This window comes from Coprococcus sp. AF19-8AC, assembly GCF_003603115.1.
Taxonomy (GTDB): Bacteria; Bacillota; Clostridia; order Lachnospirales; family Lachnospiraceae; genus Coprococcus; species Coprococcus aceti.
In genome coordinates this window covers 519,037-536,175 of sequence record NZ_QTMI01000001.1, presented here as the reverse complement: position 1 = coordinate 536,175, position 17,139 = coordinate 519,037, and the positions used below count along the sequence as shown (strand labels likewise).

14 protein-coding genes are annotated in these 17,139 nt (G+C 42.0%); 2 read left to right on the top strand and 12 right to left on the bottom strand.

Going from position 1 to position 17,139, the window contains the following annotated elements; genetic code table 11:
* Window positions 1-2: 2 nt before the first annotated feature.
* The 3 genes from DWX57_RS02425 to pflB all read right to left on the bottom strand — a co-directional run bounded on the left by DWX57_RS02425 (window position 3) and on the right by pflB (window position 4,836).
* On the bottom strand, window positions 3-1,145 hold the full coding sequence (locus tag DWX57_RS02425; protein WP_120122969.1) for a helix-turn-helix domain-containing protein: 1,143 nt from the start codon (window positions 1,143-1,145) through the stop codon (window positions 3-5).
* Between the two features lie 353 nt (window positions 1,146-1,498).
* Complete coding sequence (locus DWX57_RS02420; protein WP_120122968.1) at window positions 1,499-2,347, bottom strand: radical SAM protein; 849 nt, start codon at window positions 2,345-2,347, stop codon at window positions 1,499-1,501.
* A 212-nt stretch (window positions 2,348-2,559) separates the two neighbouring features.
* Complete coding sequence (gene pflB, locus DWX57_RS02415) at window positions 2,560-4,836, bottom strand: formate C-acetyltransferase (RefSeq protein WP_117548842.1); 2,277 nt, start codon at window positions 4,834-4,836, stop codon at window positions 2,560-2,562.
* Between the two features lie 402 nt (window positions 4,837-5,238).
* Between pflB and DWX57_RS02410 the strand changes: the two genes are divergently transcribed.
* Window positions 5,239-5,934 carry a Crp/Fnr family transcriptional regulator gene (locus DWX57_RS02410; RefSeq protein WP_055222757.1) on the top strand — a complete coding sequence of 232 codons (696 nt, stop codon included), beginning with the start codon at window positions 5,239-5,241 and terminating at the stop codon, window positions 5,932-5,934.
* Window positions 5,935-6,044: 110 nt separating this feature from the next.
* Here DWX57_RS02410 and ftsH read toward each other — a convergent pair whose 3' ends face one another.
* The 5 genes from ftsH to DWX57_RS02385 form a co-directional block, all read right to left on the bottom strand.
* The gene (ftsH, locus tag DWX57_RS02405) at window positions 6,045-7,865 is read right to left on the bottom strand and encodes an ATP-dependent zinc metalloprotease FtsH (protein ID WP_120122967.1); all 1,821 of its coding nucleotides are present in this window, start codon (window positions 7,863-7,865) and stop codon (window positions 6,045-6,047) included.
* A gap of 274 nt (window positions 7,866-8,139) precedes the next feature.
* The gene (locus tag DWX57_RS02400) at window positions 8,140-8,985 is read right to left on the bottom strand and encodes a TIGR02452 family protein (protein WP_117548840.1); all 846 of its coding nucleotides are present in this window, start codon (window positions 8,983-8,985) and stop codon (window positions 8,140-8,142) included.
* Window positions 8,986-9,152: 167 nt separating this feature from the next.
* Window positions 9,153-10,109 (bottom strand): hypothetical protein, encoded by a 957-nt coding sequence (locus tag DWX57_RS02395; RefSeq protein ID WP_120122966.1) that lies wholly within the window; start codon window positions 10,107-10,109, stop codon window positions 9,153-9,155.
* 16 nt (window positions 10,110-10,125) lie between these two features.
* Complete coding sequence (locus DWX57_RS02390) at window positions 10,126-10,347, bottom strand: helix-turn-helix domain-containing protein (RefSeq protein ID WP_055222763.1); 222 nt, start codon at window positions 10,345-10,347, stop codon at window positions 10,126-10,128.
* A gap of 21 nt (window positions 10,348-10,368) precedes the next feature.
* A complete protein-coding gene (locus DWX57_RS02385) occupies window positions 10,369-11,223 on the bottom strand; it encodes a hypothetical protein (protein ID WP_120122965.1) in 855 nt (284 codons plus the stop codon).
* Window positions 11,224-11,348: 125 nt separating this feature from the next.
* Between DWX57_RS02385 and DWX57_RS14515 the strand changes: the two genes are divergently transcribed.
* Window positions 11,349-11,474 carry a hypothetical protein gene (locus tag DWX57_RS14515; RefSeq protein ID WP_279230020.1) on the top strand — a complete coding sequence of 42 codons (126 nt, stop codon included), beginning with the start codon at window positions 11,349-11,351 and terminating at the stop codon, window positions 11,472-11,474.
* A 109-nt stretch (window positions 11,475-11,583) separates the two neighbouring features.
* Here DWX57_RS14515 and DWX57_RS02380 read toward each other — a convergent pair whose 3' ends face one another.
* The 4 genes from DWX57_RS02380 to ppdK all read right to left on the bottom strand — a co-directional run bounded on the left by DWX57_RS02380 (window position 11,584) and on the right by ppdK (window position 16,816).
* The gene (locus DWX57_RS02380) at window positions 11,584-12,141 is read right to left on the bottom strand and encodes an HD domain-containing protein (RefSeq protein ID WP_120122964.1); all 558 of its coding nucleotides are present in this window, start codon (window positions 12,139-12,141) and stop codon (window positions 11,584-11,586) included.
* A 75-nt stretch (window positions 12,142-12,216) separates the two neighbouring features.
* On the bottom strand, window positions 12,217-12,984 hold the full coding sequence (locus tag DWX57_RS02375) for an alpha/beta fold hydrolase (RefSeq protein WP_120122963.1): 768 nt from the start codon (window positions 12,982-12,984) through the stop codon (window positions 12,217-12,219).
* A gap of 48 nt (window positions 12,985-13,032) precedes the next feature.
* Complete coding sequence (locus DWX57_RS02370) at window positions 13,033-13,980, bottom strand: cation diffusion facilitator family transporter (protein ID WP_119202640.1); 948 nt, start codon at window positions 13,978-13,980, stop codon at window positions 13,033-13,035.
* A 199-nt stretch (window positions 13,981-14,179) separates the two neighbouring features.
* Window positions 14,180-16,816, bottom strand: coding sequence for a pyruvate, phosphate dikinase (gene ppdK / locus DWX57_RS02365; RefSeq protein ID WP_015534133.1), 2,637 nt, complete (start codon window positions 16,814-16,816; stop codon window positions 14,180-14,182).
* Between the last annotated feature and the right edge of the window lie 323 nt (window positions 16,817-17,139).

Here is a 17,139-nt window from a genome sequence, read left to right as displayed (position 1 = left end):
CTCTAGCCGCGTCTTCTATATTCAAGCGGTGTACAACCGCAATATCTTTTAAATATCACACCAAATTTGCTCTGACTCTCATAACCGACAGCCAGCGCTATATCAGCAATCGAAGTATCGCTGTTTTTTAGCAGCTTTGCCGCCTTCTGCATTCTTTGGTTCTGTATGTATCTTTTCACCGTATCTCCATACATGATCTCAAAATATTTGTTGATTGATACAGAGCTCAGATCATACATTTTCTCCAGCTCATTCATAGTTATCTCACGGATGTGGTCCTGCCTTACCATATCGTGAATCTCCTGCGCTATACGCCTCTGCCCCTTCGTCAGGTAAAATTGTTTGTCAAATATATCTATGTCATCTGTTCTTATAAGGTCAAGCACATTCAGCATATTTACCAGATACGAATATCTGTCCTTATCCGCCGAACTTATGATATCCCGAAGATCGTCAAATGCATGTCTAAGCCTTTCATGACACTGTCCAATATAATACTGATCATTTCTCTCATAGGCTTTTCTCAGTGTATCCATATCAATCCCGGCTCTTCTAAGAAATCTCTCATCCTCCGAACTGATGCTGTCCATGCTGATGGATATCTCAATTCCACCGTATAACTCATCATAGAAATTAAATTTCTTACCAGTCTCCTGCCGCCACTCTATACAAAGAGTACCCGGACGCATATAGGCGTACCTGCCACTGTCAATATTTATCTCCGCACTACCCATGTTGCAATAATGAATAACCATCGTATTGTCCAGTGCTTTTGCCTCGGAATGTCCCGGGATGTCATCCAATCCGCCCATGTAATATTCCATTATTTCAATCCCCTGCATAGGACTTAAAAAACTCATATACTGCCCATTTTCTCCCATTTTCAAACGGACAACTTCACCTTCCAGGTCTGACACGCTAAACTGAATTTTATCAAGGAAATATGACAGCATCTCCGTCGGAATTCTCCCAACAACATTCCTTATATAAGAACTTTTCTCCATCAATTTCTGTACCCTGACATCCATACACACTCCCTTCTTTACCATTGAACTCCAGCTATACAGATTTGCCTCCGTTGTATGATCGCATCGCTTCGCAATGCGATAGGTCGTCGATGCCATTTTAAGATGTGGCTTCGCCACATGGGCATCTCCTCGGCAAATGTCCGGAGCTGTATGTCATGTTTTCATAGAAAACCAGACACATCACTTTCAATAATATTTTGTTATAAAACGCTAATCTCTGTTCGTCTCTGCTAACCATGTTATAACATATAAAATAAAAAATCTATTCCAAATACACATTTTTGTTCCATTTTCAAAACAAAACAGGTGATATACAAAAGACCAGCCGGTATATCCGTTTCTGTCCAATGTATATCACCTGTTTTTAGTAATATTAACTTTAGTATTATATTTTTATATCAACCTAACTATACAATAATGCAAACAAACAAATGTATCCCTGTCTACATATAGAAGTTTCATAGATAACTTTACATAGTCTCCAAAATATTCTTTGCAAGCTTCTGCTCCTCATCAGTAGGCGGATCAATTCCTTCAAGCTTATATGGTATTCCAAGTCTCTCCCACTCAGTGATTCCAAGCTTGTGATATGGAAGTACCTCAACTTTATCGACAGTCTTGAGAGTATCTATGAACTCCTTTGTCTTCTTCAGATCATCCTCATCAGTTGTGATGGTTGGTACCAGTACGTGTCTGATCCACATATGCTTACCCTGATCTGACAGATACTGTGCAAGATCAAGTATATTTCTGTTGGAGAATCCCGTGAGATCTCTATGCTTGTCATCATTGATCTGCTTGATATCGAGCAGGAACAGATCTGTGAGGTTCATCAGCTCATTGAACTTGGAGAAGAATGGCTCCTCCCTTGTAAATGGATTGCCGGCTGTATCTATTGTTGTATGAATACCCTCAGCCTTTGCAAGCTTGAAAAACTCGATGAGGAAATCCATCTGAAGCAGCGCCTCACCACCGCTCACTGTTATACCACCGCCGTTTTTCCAATATGGCTTATAGCGGAGTGCCTGCTTTAACAGATCCTCAGGGGTCCTCGCCTCGATCTTGACGCCCTTATCCTTCAGCAGCTTTGTATTCTCTTCTATCTTCTTCTCAAGTTCTTCTCTCTCAGCATCGCTTGTTTCATCTGAGTAAAGCTTACTATAGTCTGTCACAAGATTCCATGTCTCTGGGTTGTGACAATATTTACATCTCATCTTGCAGCCCTGTAAAAAAACTACAAATCTTATGCCTGGACCATCTACTGCTCCAAAGCTCTCTGTCGAATGGACATATCCTAAAACCTGTTTCTTTTCAGACATATTTCACCTCTAAGTTCTTCCTATTCAAATACAACTCTCAATTAATGAAAGTAATTACAAACAAAACTACATGTCTATTATCTCTTATAAAAAAGATATAAATACATATTCTTAAAAAAAGTCCCGGAGAGGTTATCCCCGGGACCATGGTTTTACTGTTATATCTGACAAAGCATCTATAACTTCACTGAAAATCCAGCGTCAGCTAAGAATTAAAGTGAGTCATGGAATGTTCTGTTGATAACATCGAGCTGCTGCTCACGTGTAAGTGATATGAACTTAACAGCATATCCTGATACACGGATTGTGAAGTTAGCGTACTCTGGCTTATCTGGATTCTCCATAGCATCAAGGAGCTTATCCTTACCAAATACGTTTACGTTCAGATGATGAGCGCCCTGATCGAAGTATCCATCCATTGCGCTTACAAGCTTTGTAGCTCTCTCTTCCTCATCATGTCCAAGTGCTGATGGGTTCATTGTCTGTGTATTTGAGATACCATCCAGTGACCACTCATAAGGAATCTTTGCAACAGAGTTAAGTGATGCAAGAAGTCCTGATGTCTCAGCGCCGTAGCTTGGGTTAGCACCTGGTGCAAATGGTGTCCAAGCACGTCTTCCATCTGGAAGGTTACCTGTGTACTTACCATAAACTACGTTAGATGTGATTGTAAGGATAGATGTTGTAGGCTCTGAATTACGATATGTGTGTCTCTTCTTGATGTCTGTAAGGAACTCATGAAGAAGCCATACACCGATGTTATCAGCTCTGTCGTCATCGTTACCATACTTAGGGAACTCGCCTTCGATCTCGAAGTCCTCAGCAAGTCCTGTCTCTGCGTTACGGATAACCTTAACCTTAGCGTACTTGATTGCTGACAGTGAGTCGATTACGTGTGAGAATCCAGCGATACCTGTTGCAAATGTACGACGTACATCTGTATCGATAAGTGCCATCTCAGCTGACTCATAGTAGTACTTGTCATGCATGTACTGGATGAGGTTAAGAATATTTACATAAAGTCCTGCTAACCAGTCAAGCATCTTCTTGTACTTAGCAAGTACTTCATCATAGTCAAGGTACTCTGATGTGATAGGTGAGTACTCTGGACCTACCTGCATTGGCTTACCAGTCTTCTTGTCAAGGAACTTCTCATCCTTACCACCATTGATAGCGTAAAGAAGACACTTAGCAAGGTTTGCACGAGCTCCGAAGAACTGCATCTCCTTACCAGTCTGTGTAGCTGATACACAGCAGCAGATTGAGTAATCATCGCCCCAGATTGGCTTCATTACATCATCGTTCTCATACTGGATTGAGCTTGTTCTTACAGAGATCTTAGCAGCATACTTCTTGAATGTATCCTGAAGAGCTGATGAGTAAAGAACTGTAAGGTTTGGCTCTGGAGCTGGTCCCATGTTCTCAAGTGTATGAAGGAATCTGTAATCGTTCTTTGTAACCATTGAACGTCCGTCAACACCGATACCACCAACCTCAAGAGTAGCCCATACAGGATCTCCTGAGAACAGCTCGTTGTATGACTTAATTCTTGCGAACTTAACCATACGAAGCTTCATTGTGAAATGATCGATAAGCTCCTGAGCCTCAGCCTCTGTAAGCTTACCAGCCTTAATATCTCTCTCAATATAGATATCAAGGAATGTAGATACACGTCCAACTGACATAGCTGCACCGTTCTGAGTCTTGATAGCTGCAAGGTATCCGAAGTATAACCACTGAACAGCCTCTTTAGCGTTTGAAGCTGGCTTTGAAATATCATATCCGTATGACTGAGCCATAACCTTCATCTCTTTGAGACGCTTGATCTGCTCTGAAAGCTCTTCTCTCTGACGGATGACATCATCAAACATGTTGCCATCGCCACAGTTAGCCTTATCCTCTTCCTTCCAAGCGATAAGCTGATCAATACCGTAAAGAGCAACTCTTCTGTAGTCACCTACGATACGTCCACGACCATATGTGTCAGGAAGTCCTGTTACGATATGTGTATGACGAGCTGCCATCATCTCTGGTGTGTAAGCATCAAATACTGCCTGGTTGTGTGTCTTGTGATACTCAGTGAAGATCTTGTGGAAGTTCTCGTTTGGAGTATATCCATACATCTGAAGAGCTTCCTCAGCCATTTTGATACCACCATAAGGCATAAATGCTCTCTTAAGTGGCTCATCTGTCTGAAGACCTACAATCTGCTCAAGATCCTTTGTCTCTGGATCAATGTAGCCTGGGCCATAAGATGTGATGCTTGATACAACATCAGCATCCTCCTTTAAAACTCCACCGTTATCTCTCTCAGCCTTCTGAAGTGCCTGAAGCTTATCCCAAAGCTTGTTAGTAGCATCTGTTGGGGCTGCAAGGAAACTCTCGTCTCCATCGTACTGTGTGTAGTTGTTCTGGATGAAGTCTCTTACATTACACTCTTCCTTCCAGAGTCTACCTGTGAATGATTCCCATTCCTGGTTCTGTAACATGATAAAATTTCTCCTTTCAGTGTTTTAATATGTGAAAATGTGACACACTATTTACTTATTATACAGAATAATCTTCTATAATTCAATAATGCTTATCACATTCCTTGCTTTTCATTTGTAAGTATATTATACTTTACTCATAAATTCGGTTGTTATAACCACGTAATAAAGATTTAAACAACTTTTTTTGAAAAAATTTGAGAAAATATATGAATAATATATATTGTGTATGGACAAGGGATAATTTATTACACATATACAATATACTGTGTTTTGAAAAAATATACATTCTATAGCTGAAAGCCTGATTGCACCCCCGCATCATGACACCTTGTCACTATAATATACTACGCTGCAGACTGCTGCTCTGCATAGAAATAAATAATAAGATGGAGGTTATGTATGAAACTTAAAATTCCTCAATATCAATTGTCTGAAGTACTCAACATGATGGCATTCAAAGGAATCTCGGAAGCCGATATCAAAACCATGATGGATCTCGGGATCCTGCGCGAACACTATTACAGATACAACTCCACTATATTCAAAGCCGGCGAGATAACCGAGGAGCTTGGAATAGTCATCAAAGGCCGGGTGATTGTTGAGAATGTTGACTACTGGGGCTCCAAAAGTATCCTGAGTTCAGCTCTTCCGGGAAAGGTGTTCGGTGAAACATACGCCCTGTCCGGACACAAACTCATGATCGACGCAAGAGCAACAGAGCCTACTATCGTATTCCTGCTCAACGCACAGGATATCATGTCCGGCAAATACAACAGTTATCCGTGGCATCTGCAAATGCTGAAGAATCTTCTTCTCCTATCATCGAGAAGAAGTCTCACACTCTCTCTTCATATCTTCTATATAAAGCCAAAGAAGATACGTGAGCGTGTCAGCTATTATCTCTCAGGACTTGCCAGCTCTCTTGGAACAACTGAGTTCGATATCCCATTTAACAGGGAACAGTTTGCCGACTACCTGAATGTCGACAGAACCGCACTGTCAAAGGAGCTGTCCAACATGCAGAGCGAGGGTCTTATCGAGTTTAAAAAGAATCATTTTAAACTGCTGGAACTCGACCACGAGGAACTGACGTAATAAAATATCATATGAACCATAAGAAAAAAGGATGCTGCACTCTCTAGTGTGTAACATCCTTTTTCGTTTTTATATAATTTTGTTTTTATCCAAACACAACGTATCGTATGTCACGAATTAAGTATCTCCATAAATTCCTCGCCAGTAATAGTCTCCTTCTGGTACAGATAGTTTGAAAGCTCATCAAGCTTCGCTCTGTTCTCGAGGATAATGGTTGCCGCCTTCTCATGCTGCTTTCTTATAAGCTCCACAACCTTCTTGTCTATAAGTGTCTGCGTCTCTGCCGAGCACGAAAGTGATGAATCGCCGCCAAGGTATTTGTTAGTCTCTACCTCCATGGCTACCATATCAAAATCTTTGCTCATTCCGTATTTGGTGATCATAGCTCTTGCAAGCTTTGTCGCCTGTTCTATATCATTGGATGCTCCGGTTGTAACAGATCCAAATACTATCTCCTCCGCAGCTCTTCCACCTGTAAGTGTGGCGATCTTATTCTCAATCTCTTCCTTGGTCATAAGGTAATGGTTGCCCTCATCCACCTGCATGGTGTAACCAAGTGCTCCTGAAGTTCTAGGAACTATGGTTATCTTCTGAACAGGTGCTGAATCAGTCTGCTTTGCAGCCACAAGTGCATGTCCGATCTCATGGTATGACACGACAAGCTTCTCCTTGTCTGTAAGTATCGCATTCTTTCTCTGATAACCTGCTATTACGACCTCTATACTCTCTTCCATATCGGCCTGTGTCACGAAGCCTCTGCCTGCCCTGACAGCCCTGAGCGCAGCCTCATTTACAATATTGGCAAGCTCAGCGCCGGATGCACCTGATGCCATTCTGGCTATCTTATTGAAGTCTACATTATCTCCTATCTTGACCTTCTTTGCATGAACCTTGAGTATATCCTCACGTCCCTTGAGGTCTGGCAGTTCCACAGGTACTCGTCTGTCAAATCTTCCCGGTCTGAGCAGTGCCGGATCAAGTGAATCCGGTCTGTTGGTTGCAGCAAGGATGATGACTCCATTGTTGCCCTCGAATCCATCCATCTCGGTGAGAAGCTGGTTAAGTGTCTGCTCACGCTCGTCATTGCCTCCTATCTGTCCGTCTCTCTTCTTACCTATGGCATCTATCTCATCGATGAACACTATACATGGAGCCTTTTCCTTTGCCTGCTGGAACAAATCCCTTACCTTTGAAGCACCCATACCTACGAACATCTCAACGAACTCTGAACCGGACATTGAGAAGAAAGGTACATTCGCCTCTCCGGCTACAGCCTTGGCAAGCATGGTCTTACCTGTTCCCGGAGGACCCACAAGAAGAATACCCTTTGGCATGGAAGCGCCGATCTCCTTGTACTTTCCAGGATTGTGAAGATACTCAACTATCTCAGCCAAATTCTCCTTTGCCTCATCCTCTCCGGCGACATCTGTAAACTTTATTCCCTCTGTTGAATTAACATATATCTTCGCATTACTCTTGCCCATTCCAAACATCATGGAATTCTTGCCGCCTCCGGCGTGCTTCATCATCTGATTGGCAAGCATTCTTCCAAGTAATGTGAATATAAGTATAGGCACGATCAAACTGAGTATAAACCTGAGTATCGGTGATGTCTGCTTGATCTCCTGACCTGAGAACTTGGCTCCCGACTTGTAAAGTCTCTCGGTTAAGTTCTCATCACTCACCATAGCAGTCTTATACACCTTCTTGTCATCTTTACCTGTAAAATAGATGACATTTGACTGTGCCTCAATGTCTACCTCATCGATCTTCTTGTCATCTGTCATGGATATGAACGTACCATAGTCCACCTCCTCTATACTTCTCTCGGTAAACCATGGGACAAATATGAAATTGAGAACCATTATTATGATAAGCACTATCAGATAATAAAATATCAGCAGCTTCTTTGGCTGTTTTACTTCTTTCATATAAAAATCCTCCTTGTGATATTTTTTAGGATATATATGTCTGACACAATACAAAAACGCCATTATCATATATATTATTCTAACCTTATATCACAAGGAGGATTTATTCAATTAATTATTTCTAAAATTTGTATAATTCTTTTAATAATCTTTCACTATTTTCTCATTGACACTAATCCTGTAATCAAGACTCTTGTCATTTCCTGCTCATCTTCTTATATCTACATCGCCGCCCTCATAGCATGATGGTATTCACCATAGGCACAAATTTCATTTACAATGAACTTAATACGCTGTTAAACACCCTGTAATTGAAATCATCATTTGGTCTGCAGTATACAGCAAACTCGATATTCTCAAATGCGTATATATAATCACTTAGAACATTTGCAGCAGCTGATGCCACCGCATGAGGATCGTTGCGGAATGCACCACAGCCAAATGCCCCGAGTATCACTGTGTCCGCATGGTTCATAACGGCGCTGTCAAGTATCCTTCTGAGTCTTTTCTCATGAATAATCTGAAGGTCATAATTGCTTACTCCCGCTGCGCTTGCACCATTCTCGCAGTTATATATATTTCCTGGAATTTCCCGTAGATTCGGCGCAGCACATGTGATCACATCCACTTTATACCAATCCTTTCGCTCCATGAGTTCCGGCAGATCTGTATCCGTCTTAAACACCACTATACCAGGTGTATATATAATGTCATCATTGTGTATAGGATCTTTTGCCGCTCTGTGAGGAGTATAGAACATTCCCCACATATCAGGAGTGTTCAAACAGAAATACAGATTAGAACATCTGCAGAGACATTCCTCCTGTGCACTCGCTCCATATACAACTCCGCCACCCGGATTTACCGCCGATGCAAAGTTATGCACAGCAACATGCTGTCCCTTATAATATGCTGCTGCCTCATATGTTCTCTTTCTGGATACCACAATCCTGGTCTGTTTCTTATAAATATTAAGATTAAGTCCCGGAATCTTCTCACTTTCTGCAATAAATCGCTGCCCTGACACCGATTTCTTTGTAGCATCTGACAATGCAGCATCCGTCTTGCACATATACTCTGTATTCTGAAATATAATTTTGTTCATCTCTTTGCGATCCATCTGTAATCCTCCTTAATTCTCACTGTCATACATGAAATTATGATAATATGCCCACGCTAAATGTTCTCGTTTTTCAATTTCATTCATTTTCTCTAGTCATAATTTTAAACCACAGGGAACCAATTTACCATATCCCTGTGGTTTAATCTTAAATTAATATTCACCTGTTATTCTATCTCAACTACGCCTGTATCCAGGAAGAATTTGCCTGTGCTCACACTATATTCATACACTGAATCTTCTTTATCCACGAATGAACTGTGCATCTTACCAGTCACATCCGCATAGGACACGATCACATACTGCCAGTCACAGTCAAACTTTATTGTATCTGGTATATCCCCAACATCATAGGTTTTGGCATCCAGCTCTTTATTATCCTCAGACATGGCTGTAAATGTATACTTTTCTCCCGCACGTTCAAACTTCCATTCCACGTGTATAGTCATCTCATTTTCATCGCCTGATGAACTTTCACTACCCGAGAACGAAGTCGTCTTATATGACTCTTTTATATCCATTGCACCTGAGCCGTTCTCTGCAGTCTGATCCGTGGCCGCACACCCCATTGAGCTGCCACTCGTTATATAATATGTTCCATCTGTTTTCTCATATACCTTATTGAGGATTATTCCCACATCACCATCTGAGTCTGCATAGCTATCCTTATTGTCCAGATCATAGTACACACATCCGTTCACTGTCCGGCTTCTGGTGACACTTCCATCTGCATTCTCATTATACCCAACATTGTTTGTTCCAACACTTATACCATCAGATACCAGAGTCTCGTACATATCTTCCCCCTCGCCTGATCTGGCATAGATCATATAACATCCGTCAACATCAATGTCTTCATCTGTTATCTTAAGTGTACCTGCATCAATATCGATTTCGCACGGAACATCGGTAACTGTCCCAAGCCTTTCTGTTGTTACAAACACTCCAACCAGTAAATCATTTTCATCAGTTTCAGTCATTTCCTTATCCGCAAGCGAGCAGCCTGAGAGCATACATATTCCAAGCATTCCAATAATACCCACAGCAGCCAGATTGCTCTTTCGTATCACTCTATGTGTCTCATCTGATTTCCTGTCTGTTTTCTTACCCCTGATAACTTTCATCACAGCTCCCGCCTCCTTAGTCTTCTTCTATAAGTTCACCATCGAATGTCAATATGTCTCCAACGTCGCAGTGCAGGTAATAACATATCTTATTGATCGTGGTAAACCGCACACCCTTTGCCTTTCCACTTCTAAGTACCGACAAATTTGCCTCTGTAATCCCCACAAGCTTGCAAAGCTCCTTCGACGTCATATTATTTTCTTTTAAAACTCTGTCCAGCGTTACTTTGATCGCCATACCTGCACGTCACCTCAAATTCTATATATATGAATCATTTTCTTCTTTTATCGCTTTTGTCTTAGCAAGGTTTCTGACACCCATATACACAACGATGAGTATTATCAGCTCATATAATGGAAGTGATATCTTAAAATCGGCATTTGAAAGAGTCGTCATGATAAAAAGCTGAAGCACATTCTTCGAGAGTTCAAGAATCACCATGACTGATATCGCACTCTTGCTCGTCTTTGAAAGTCTCTCTGCCATATGGATTGTTTCATCCGAATACTCATTTTCTATTATGCTGTTGCAAAGCCTGTATCCCCTGATCAGAACCCATATGACAAGAGCAGCATTTACAAGCTGGAAAATAAACAGGATCACTGCCCATCCGGCATCACCAGGCATAGCACCGGCATTTGTCCGATTTGTTCTGACAAGCTCCGGCAGTGACACACAGACAATCACAAAAGCTGTGAACACCACTATCACACATATTATCTTCTTGATGATTTCTACTATCTGAGTGCTATCCGCCTTGTCTATACTCTCCACGATCCTGAGCACAGCATAGCATGCCAGCACCGACCATATCACTGAGCTTATTGCAAGATTCAGCATATCTGAAGTTACCAGAGCATTTCCATCTATGACATACCCTGGATTTATCATCATATATATTCCTATGAAAAGCACTGCTGAAAGTCCCAGCAACAGGTAGTCAGCATCATTTTTTCTATTTCTTATACAGAGCACGATGAATCCAGCAAGCGGCACACAGCCTATCAGACAGAACATACATATTGCAAGGACATTCTGTGCTCCGCCCGCAAGAGACATCTCCCTGAGCCACTTTGCTATGTATGCGAATGCATTTAAAACACCATTAACCATAAAAGCCTCCAATCGCCAAGTAAATTATTGTTTTTCGATAATTATCTTACTTGTATAGTACCACATGATTATCATTTGTCAATAATTATTATCGTTTTTCGATAATTAATTTCAGTTGATACAAAATGTGTCTCCGTATATTCGACTTCATCGCCAGCATGACCGATGACTATTTCATAGATCTGTATGAATACCTTTTCCCAAATGGGACATACAAGGTCGACTATGTCGGATACTTTGACAACATCTGATCATAATTGTCAAAACAAATACCTCCCGGGCAGATTGTTATATTTCCATCATCCGCCTGGGAGGTATTATCATACATTTTTGTAATTAAAAATAACTATTCACTATCAACTACTTGCCGGTCTGATCTGGCATTTTCTCTGCAAGTTTCTTACATTCAGCCTCAAATTCACCTTCCACTTCTCGCCATGGTCTTTCGGCCACAGCAGGGACTGAACTAAGGTTGTCCGTATTCCTGTACTCCTCGCCTTTCATCAGATTCTTAAGTTCGAAATTCATCATCTCATCATCTATCTGTTTCCACATAGCATTCTCTTCTTCGCTCAGATCAGCAAGTCCAAATCGCGCAAATATAACGTTCATGATCGAACTCTCAATCTCAAGATAATTGGACAAATGTGCTTTTACCGGTCTGATTATGTCTGATATATACGCCTCGCTGGCATCGTGCAACAGACAGGCAAGCTGTAGCCGCTCTGACCATCCCCTTGACTTCGCCTCATTCATACAGTTGATGGAGTGCTGTGCCACAGAAAAGAAATACGACACATGCCCTCCGCCGCGGCACGTGAGGCTTAACGCATGCGCAATATCCTGTATTGATATGTCTGAAGCTGTCATATTCATCGGATCTATTTTGTTCCCCGTATACGTGTCCATCGTTGCCATATCACAGTCTCCTTATCCTTATTTATCAGCATTTTAAGATAGTATATCCTTGTCGTATCATATTCCACTTTTAATTCATTCAATGTCAAGCAATTCAGAAATAATATCATTGAATTGTCTGCTCTGATCTATGTTGCACACGTGACCGCAATGCTCTATTATTATCAGCTCCGCATCTGTCAGATCAGCTTCCTCCACGATTCCATTTATAAAACACAGATCACCACGCCCGGAAATATATACATTCTCCTCGTGTAATCTGCTCACGAACTCGTCACAAAGTGAAAAATGCTCAATAAAAATATTCATATACGCCTTAAATTCCTGACTGTTTAATGCCTTGGCACATTTGCAGAACACCTTCCTGCTTGTCTTGCTGACTTTCCATGGCATAAATAACTTTGCCATTATTCTGTAGACGACAGGAAATGGAAGTTTGTCACCTATCTTAGCAAAGACATTGACAGCACGCCTGAGTGGTTTTCCAACCGTGCCAAGCGCACCCACAAGTATTGCTTTATCTATGTAACTTCCGCATCTCATCTCCATATATTTGATAAATATAGTTCCAAGTGATACGCCCATAAAAACAGCTCGCTGTATTCCCCGCTCATCAAGCACCTGCGTTATCTCACCCACGACAACATCCAGCGTACTTCCCATCTTGGACAATTTCAGTTCACTGTCTCCATGACTTGGCAGAGTTATCGCCAGAACATTAAACTTCTTCTGAAGCAAGGAAATCTGATTCTTCCATACCCTGTTGTTCCCTCCAAATCCATGAAGCAGAACTATATATCTATCGGTATCACATGAGCTTTCAAAAACTTCATAATGTAACATATCCCTGCATCCCCTTGATCATTTATATTTTGTATTACAGCTTTACTATCAATCTGGTATGACCTCTATATACACCTGATCATACTTATCCCTAAGCTCCTGTTTTATCTCGTCTCTCACCTTATGAATGATACTTATATGTATCACATCCGTCTGATTTCCTATATATACCTCAACCCAAAGCTTCCGCCCGGTCTGGATGACATCCAGAAAAGTGACCTCATATGGGTAATCCTTCATATGCTGGTCCACTATGGCTCGTATCTGACTAAGCGTCTCTTCCTCCGGAGCAAAAAGAATAAGATTCTTGATACTCTGAAATATCTCGCACACCGGCTCTTTTATTAGAAGAAGTGCCATAACCACCGCTACAGCCGGATCAATATAAGGGGTCATAAAACGCAGACTTGTATGCAAAAGAGCAGTCTGTACCGCAAATGCTATAGCAACTCCCATACTGCTTATTACGTCAAGCTTCCACATATACAGCTCCGCTTTGATAGTTGTAGACTCATATTTCTTACTGTAATGGCCAAGTATCGCATACATAACCGCACAGCATACACATACAAGAAATTCAAATACCGCTATGCTCCCCGCATCTACATCATGTCCCCCATGAAACAACAGCTTTATATTCTCAACCATGAGATTACATGTGAGTGCAAGTAATACACTGTACTTTACAAGGAGAAAAAGCGATTCCACCTGGGCATAGCCATATGGATGTTTCTCTGTCACCGGTTTATACAGAAGCGGAACAAGCACCATAAATGGTCCTATCATGACCAGATCTGCGGAGTCGAACAGGCAGTCCGTCCAAAGCGAATGTGAATGGGTATACCATGCCATCACGCCCTCCGCAAGTATGAAGAAGACACTTCCCATAAAAGACAGACGAAGTATTCTCTTCTCTATGGCAAGCTTGTCCTTTCTCGACCTACGTTCCTTCTTCTTAGCTTCTCTTTTACTAATTTCTACATCTCTTTCATTCATTATATATTCTTCCTATGTTTAATTTCCATAGACCACAATATCATCAGTACATAATATAATCAAGTATCGGCTATTGATTTCTCCTTTTTGATATGCATATTTTTTTACAAAAAAGTCCCTGTAACCACCTCATGGCAATTACAGGGACTCATATTGTCTTTATTAAGCTAATTACTTACAAGTTCTGTTCGTCCGAATCCTACTTGTTAGCGATTGCAGCCTGAGCAGCAGCAAGTCTAGCGATAGGTACTCTGAATGGTGAACATGATACATAATCAAGACCAATCTTGTGGCAGAACTCAACTGATGAAGGATCTCCACCGTGCTCACCACAGATACCGATGTGAAGCTTTGGATTAACTGGCTTACCAAGCTTAACTGCCATATCCATGAGCTTACCAACACCTGTCTGATCAAGCTTAGCAAATGGATCGTTCTCGAAGATCTTAGCATCATAGTAAGCATTTAAGAACTTACCAGCATCATCTCTTGAGAATCCGAATGTCATCTGTGTAAGGTCGTTTGTACCGAAGCAGAAGAAGTCAGCTTCCTTAGCGATCTCATCAGCTGTAAGAGCTGCTCTTGGGATCTCGATCATTGTACCAACCTCATACTTAAGATCTACGCCAGCAGCAGCGATCTCAGCGTCAGCTGTCTCAACAACTACCTTCTTAACGTACTTAAGCTCCTTAACCTCACATACAAGTGGGATCATGATCTCTGGCTCAACTGTCCAATCTGGATGCTCCTTCTGAACCTCGATTGCTGCACGGATAACAGCCTTTGTCTGCATCTTAGCGATCTCTGGGTATGTTACAGCAAGACGGCATCCTCTGTGACCCATCATAGGGTTGAACTCATGGAGTGAGTTGCAAAGTGCCTTAATCTCCTCAACGCTCTTGTTCTTAGCAGCAGCAAGCTTCTCAATGTCAGCCTCCTCTGTTGGAACGAACTCATGAAGAGGTGGATCCAGGAATCTGATAGTAACTGGGTTACCCTCAAGTGCCTCATAAAGAGCCTTGAAGTCTCCCTGCTGATATGGAAGGATCTTATTAAGAGCTTCCTCTCTCTCTTCTACTGTATCAGAGCAGATCATCTCACGGAATGCTGCGATTCTCTCTGGATCAAAGAACATATGCTCTGTACGGCAAAGACCGATACCCTCTGCACCAAGCTCACGTGCCTTCTTAGCATCTGCTGGTGTATCTGCATTTGTTCTAACCTTAAGTGTTCTATACTTATCAGCCCATGCCATAACACGGCCGAATGTTCCTGCGATCTGAGCATCAACTGTCTTGATAACTCCATCGTAAATGTTACCTGTTGTACCATCGATTGAGATGTAATCTCCCTCATGGAATTCCTTGCCAGCGAGTGTGAACTTCTTGTTCTCCTCGTCCATAACGATATCGCCACAACCTGATACACAGCATGTACCCATACCACGGGCAACAACTGCAGCGTGTGATGTCATACCACCACGAACTGTAAGAATACCCTGTGCTGACTTCATACCTGTGATATCCTCTGGTGATGTCTCAAGACGTACAAGAACTACCTTCTCGCCTCTAGCTGCCCATGCCTCAGCATCGTCAGCTGTGAATACGATCTTACCACAAGCAGCACCTGGTGAAGCGCCAAGTCCCTTGCCCATTGGTGTAGCTGCCTTAAGAGCTGCTGCATCAAACTGTGGATGAAGAAGTGTATCAAGGTTACGAGGATCGATCATTGCAACTGCCTCTTCCTCTGTCTTATGTCCCTCATCAACAAGGTCACAAGCGATCTGAAGAGCTGCCTGAGCTGTTCTCTTACCATTTCTACACTGAAGCATGTAAAGCTTCTTGTTCTCAACTGTGAACTCCATATCCTGCATATCATGGTAGTGATTCTCAAGAGTCTCACAAACCTTGATGAACTCTGCATAAGCATCTGGGAACTCCTGCTCCATCTGAGCGATTGGCATTGGTGTACGAACACCGGCAACAACGTCCTCGCCCTGTGCATTGATAAGGAACTCACCCATAAGCTTCTTCTCACCTGTTGCAGGGTCACGAGTAAATGCAACACCTGTACCAGACTCATTGTTCAGGTTACCGAATACCATAGGCATTACGTTAACTGCTGTACCCCATGAATAAGGGATATCGTTGTCTCTTCTGTATACGTTCGCACGTGGGTTATCCCATGAACGGAATACAGCCTCGATAGCTAACTTTAACTGCTCAACTGGGTCTGAAGGGAAATCTGTTCCTAACTGGTTCTTGTACTCTGCCTTGAACTGCTCAGCAAGTGTCTTGAGATCCTGTGCTGTAAGCTCTACATCGAACTTAACACCCTTCTCTTCCTTCATCTTGTCGATGAGCTGCTCGAAGTACTTCTTACCAACTTCCATAACAACGTCTGAGAACATCTGGATGAAACGTCTGTATGAATCGTATACGAAACGCTCGAATGCTGGATCTGGGTTGTGTGCTATCATAGCAGCAACAACGTCATCGTTAAGACCAAGGTTAAGGATTGTATCCATCATACCTGGCATAGATGCTCTTGCACCTGAACGAACTGATACAAGTAATGGATTCTCAAGATCTCCGAACTTCTTGCCGTTGATCTCCTCCATCTTCTTAACGCCATCCATAGCCTGAGCCATGATCTCGTCATTGATCTTACGGCCATCCTCATAGTACTGAGTACAAGCCTCTGTTGTAATTGTGAAACCCTGTGGAACTGGAAGACCAATTGCTGTCATCTCTGCAAGGTTTGCACCCTTACCACCGAGAAGATTACGCATGGTCATGTCGCCTTCGCTAAACATATAAACCCACTTGTTTGCCATTTGTTTGTTACCTCCTACGTAAACTTTATATTTCATGGTGTGAAGTCCCCGTGAAGTCTCCACACGCGCTAGACTGATTATAACATATATGTCAACATTAGCAAACTCTTTTTTCTATATTTTGTGTATAAACCAGTCCATTTTTACATATAGTTGAATTATATGTATATTCCATTATATTACGCTTAATTACAGCAACATTTGTGTGCCGACCTGAAACAGACTGGCAACTGATCTTCGCTGACCAGTATTCAAAAATTTCCAAATTGGCAAACTGCCCGCACAGCCCTATTCATCCCGTAAAAAACATAGGCTGCGGAAAT

Excerpts from the sequence above, each read along its gene's own strand:
- DWX57_RS02395 (WP_120122966.1), bottom strand. The coding sequence starts at position 10,109 with ATGAAAGTTATCAGGGGTAAGAAAACAGACAGGAAATCAGATGAGACA.
- DWX57_RS02375 (WP_120122963.1), bottom strand. The coding sequence starts at position 12,984 with ATGTTACATTATGAAGTTTTTGAAAGCTCATGTGATACCGATAGATAT.
- ftsH (WP_120122967.1), bottom strand. The coding sequence starts at position 7,865 with ATGAAAGAAGTAAAACAGCCAAAGAAGCTGCTGATATTTTATTATCTG.
- DWX57_RS02385 (WP_120122965.1), bottom strand. The coding sequence starts at position 11,223 with ATGGTTAATGGTGTTTTAAATGCATTCGCATACATAGCAAAGTGGCTC.
- DWX57_RS14515 (WP_279230020.1), top strand. The coding sequence starts at position 11,349 with ATGTGTCTCCGTATATTCGACTTCATCGCCAGCATGACCGATGACTAT.
- DWX57_RS02380 (WP_120122964.1), bottom strand. The coding sequence starts at position 12,141 with ATGGCAACGATGGACACGTATACGGGGAACAAAATAGATCCGATGAAT.
- DWX57_RS02370 (WP_119202640.1), bottom strand. The coding sequence starts at position 13,980 with ATGAATGAAAGAGATGTAGAAATTAGTAAAAGAGAAGCTAAGAAGAAG.
- ppdK (WP_015534133.1), bottom strand. The coding sequence starts at position 16,816 with ATGGCAAACAAGTGGGTTTATATGTTTAGCGAAGGCGACATGACCATG.
- DWX57_RS02390 (WP_055222763.1), bottom strand. The coding sequence starts at position 10,347 with ATGGCGATCAAAGTAACGCTGGACAGAGTTTTAAAAGAAAATAATATG.
- DWX57_RS02410 (WP_055222757.1), top strand. The coding sequence starts at position 5,239 with ATGAAACTTAAAATTCCTCAATATCAATTGTCTGAAGTACTCAACATG.
- pflB (WP_117548842.1), bottom strand. The coding sequence starts at position 4,836 with ATGTTACAGAACCAGGAATGGGAATCATTCACAGGTAGACTCTGGAAG.
- DWX57_RS02400 (WP_117548840.1), bottom strand. The coding sequence starts at position 8,985 with ATGGATCGCAAAGAGATGAACAAAATTATATTTCAGAATACAGAGTAT.
- DWX57_RS02420 (WP_120122968.1), bottom strand. The coding sequence starts at position 2,347 with ATGTCTGAAAAGAAACAGGTTTTAGGATATGTCCATTCGACAGAGAGC.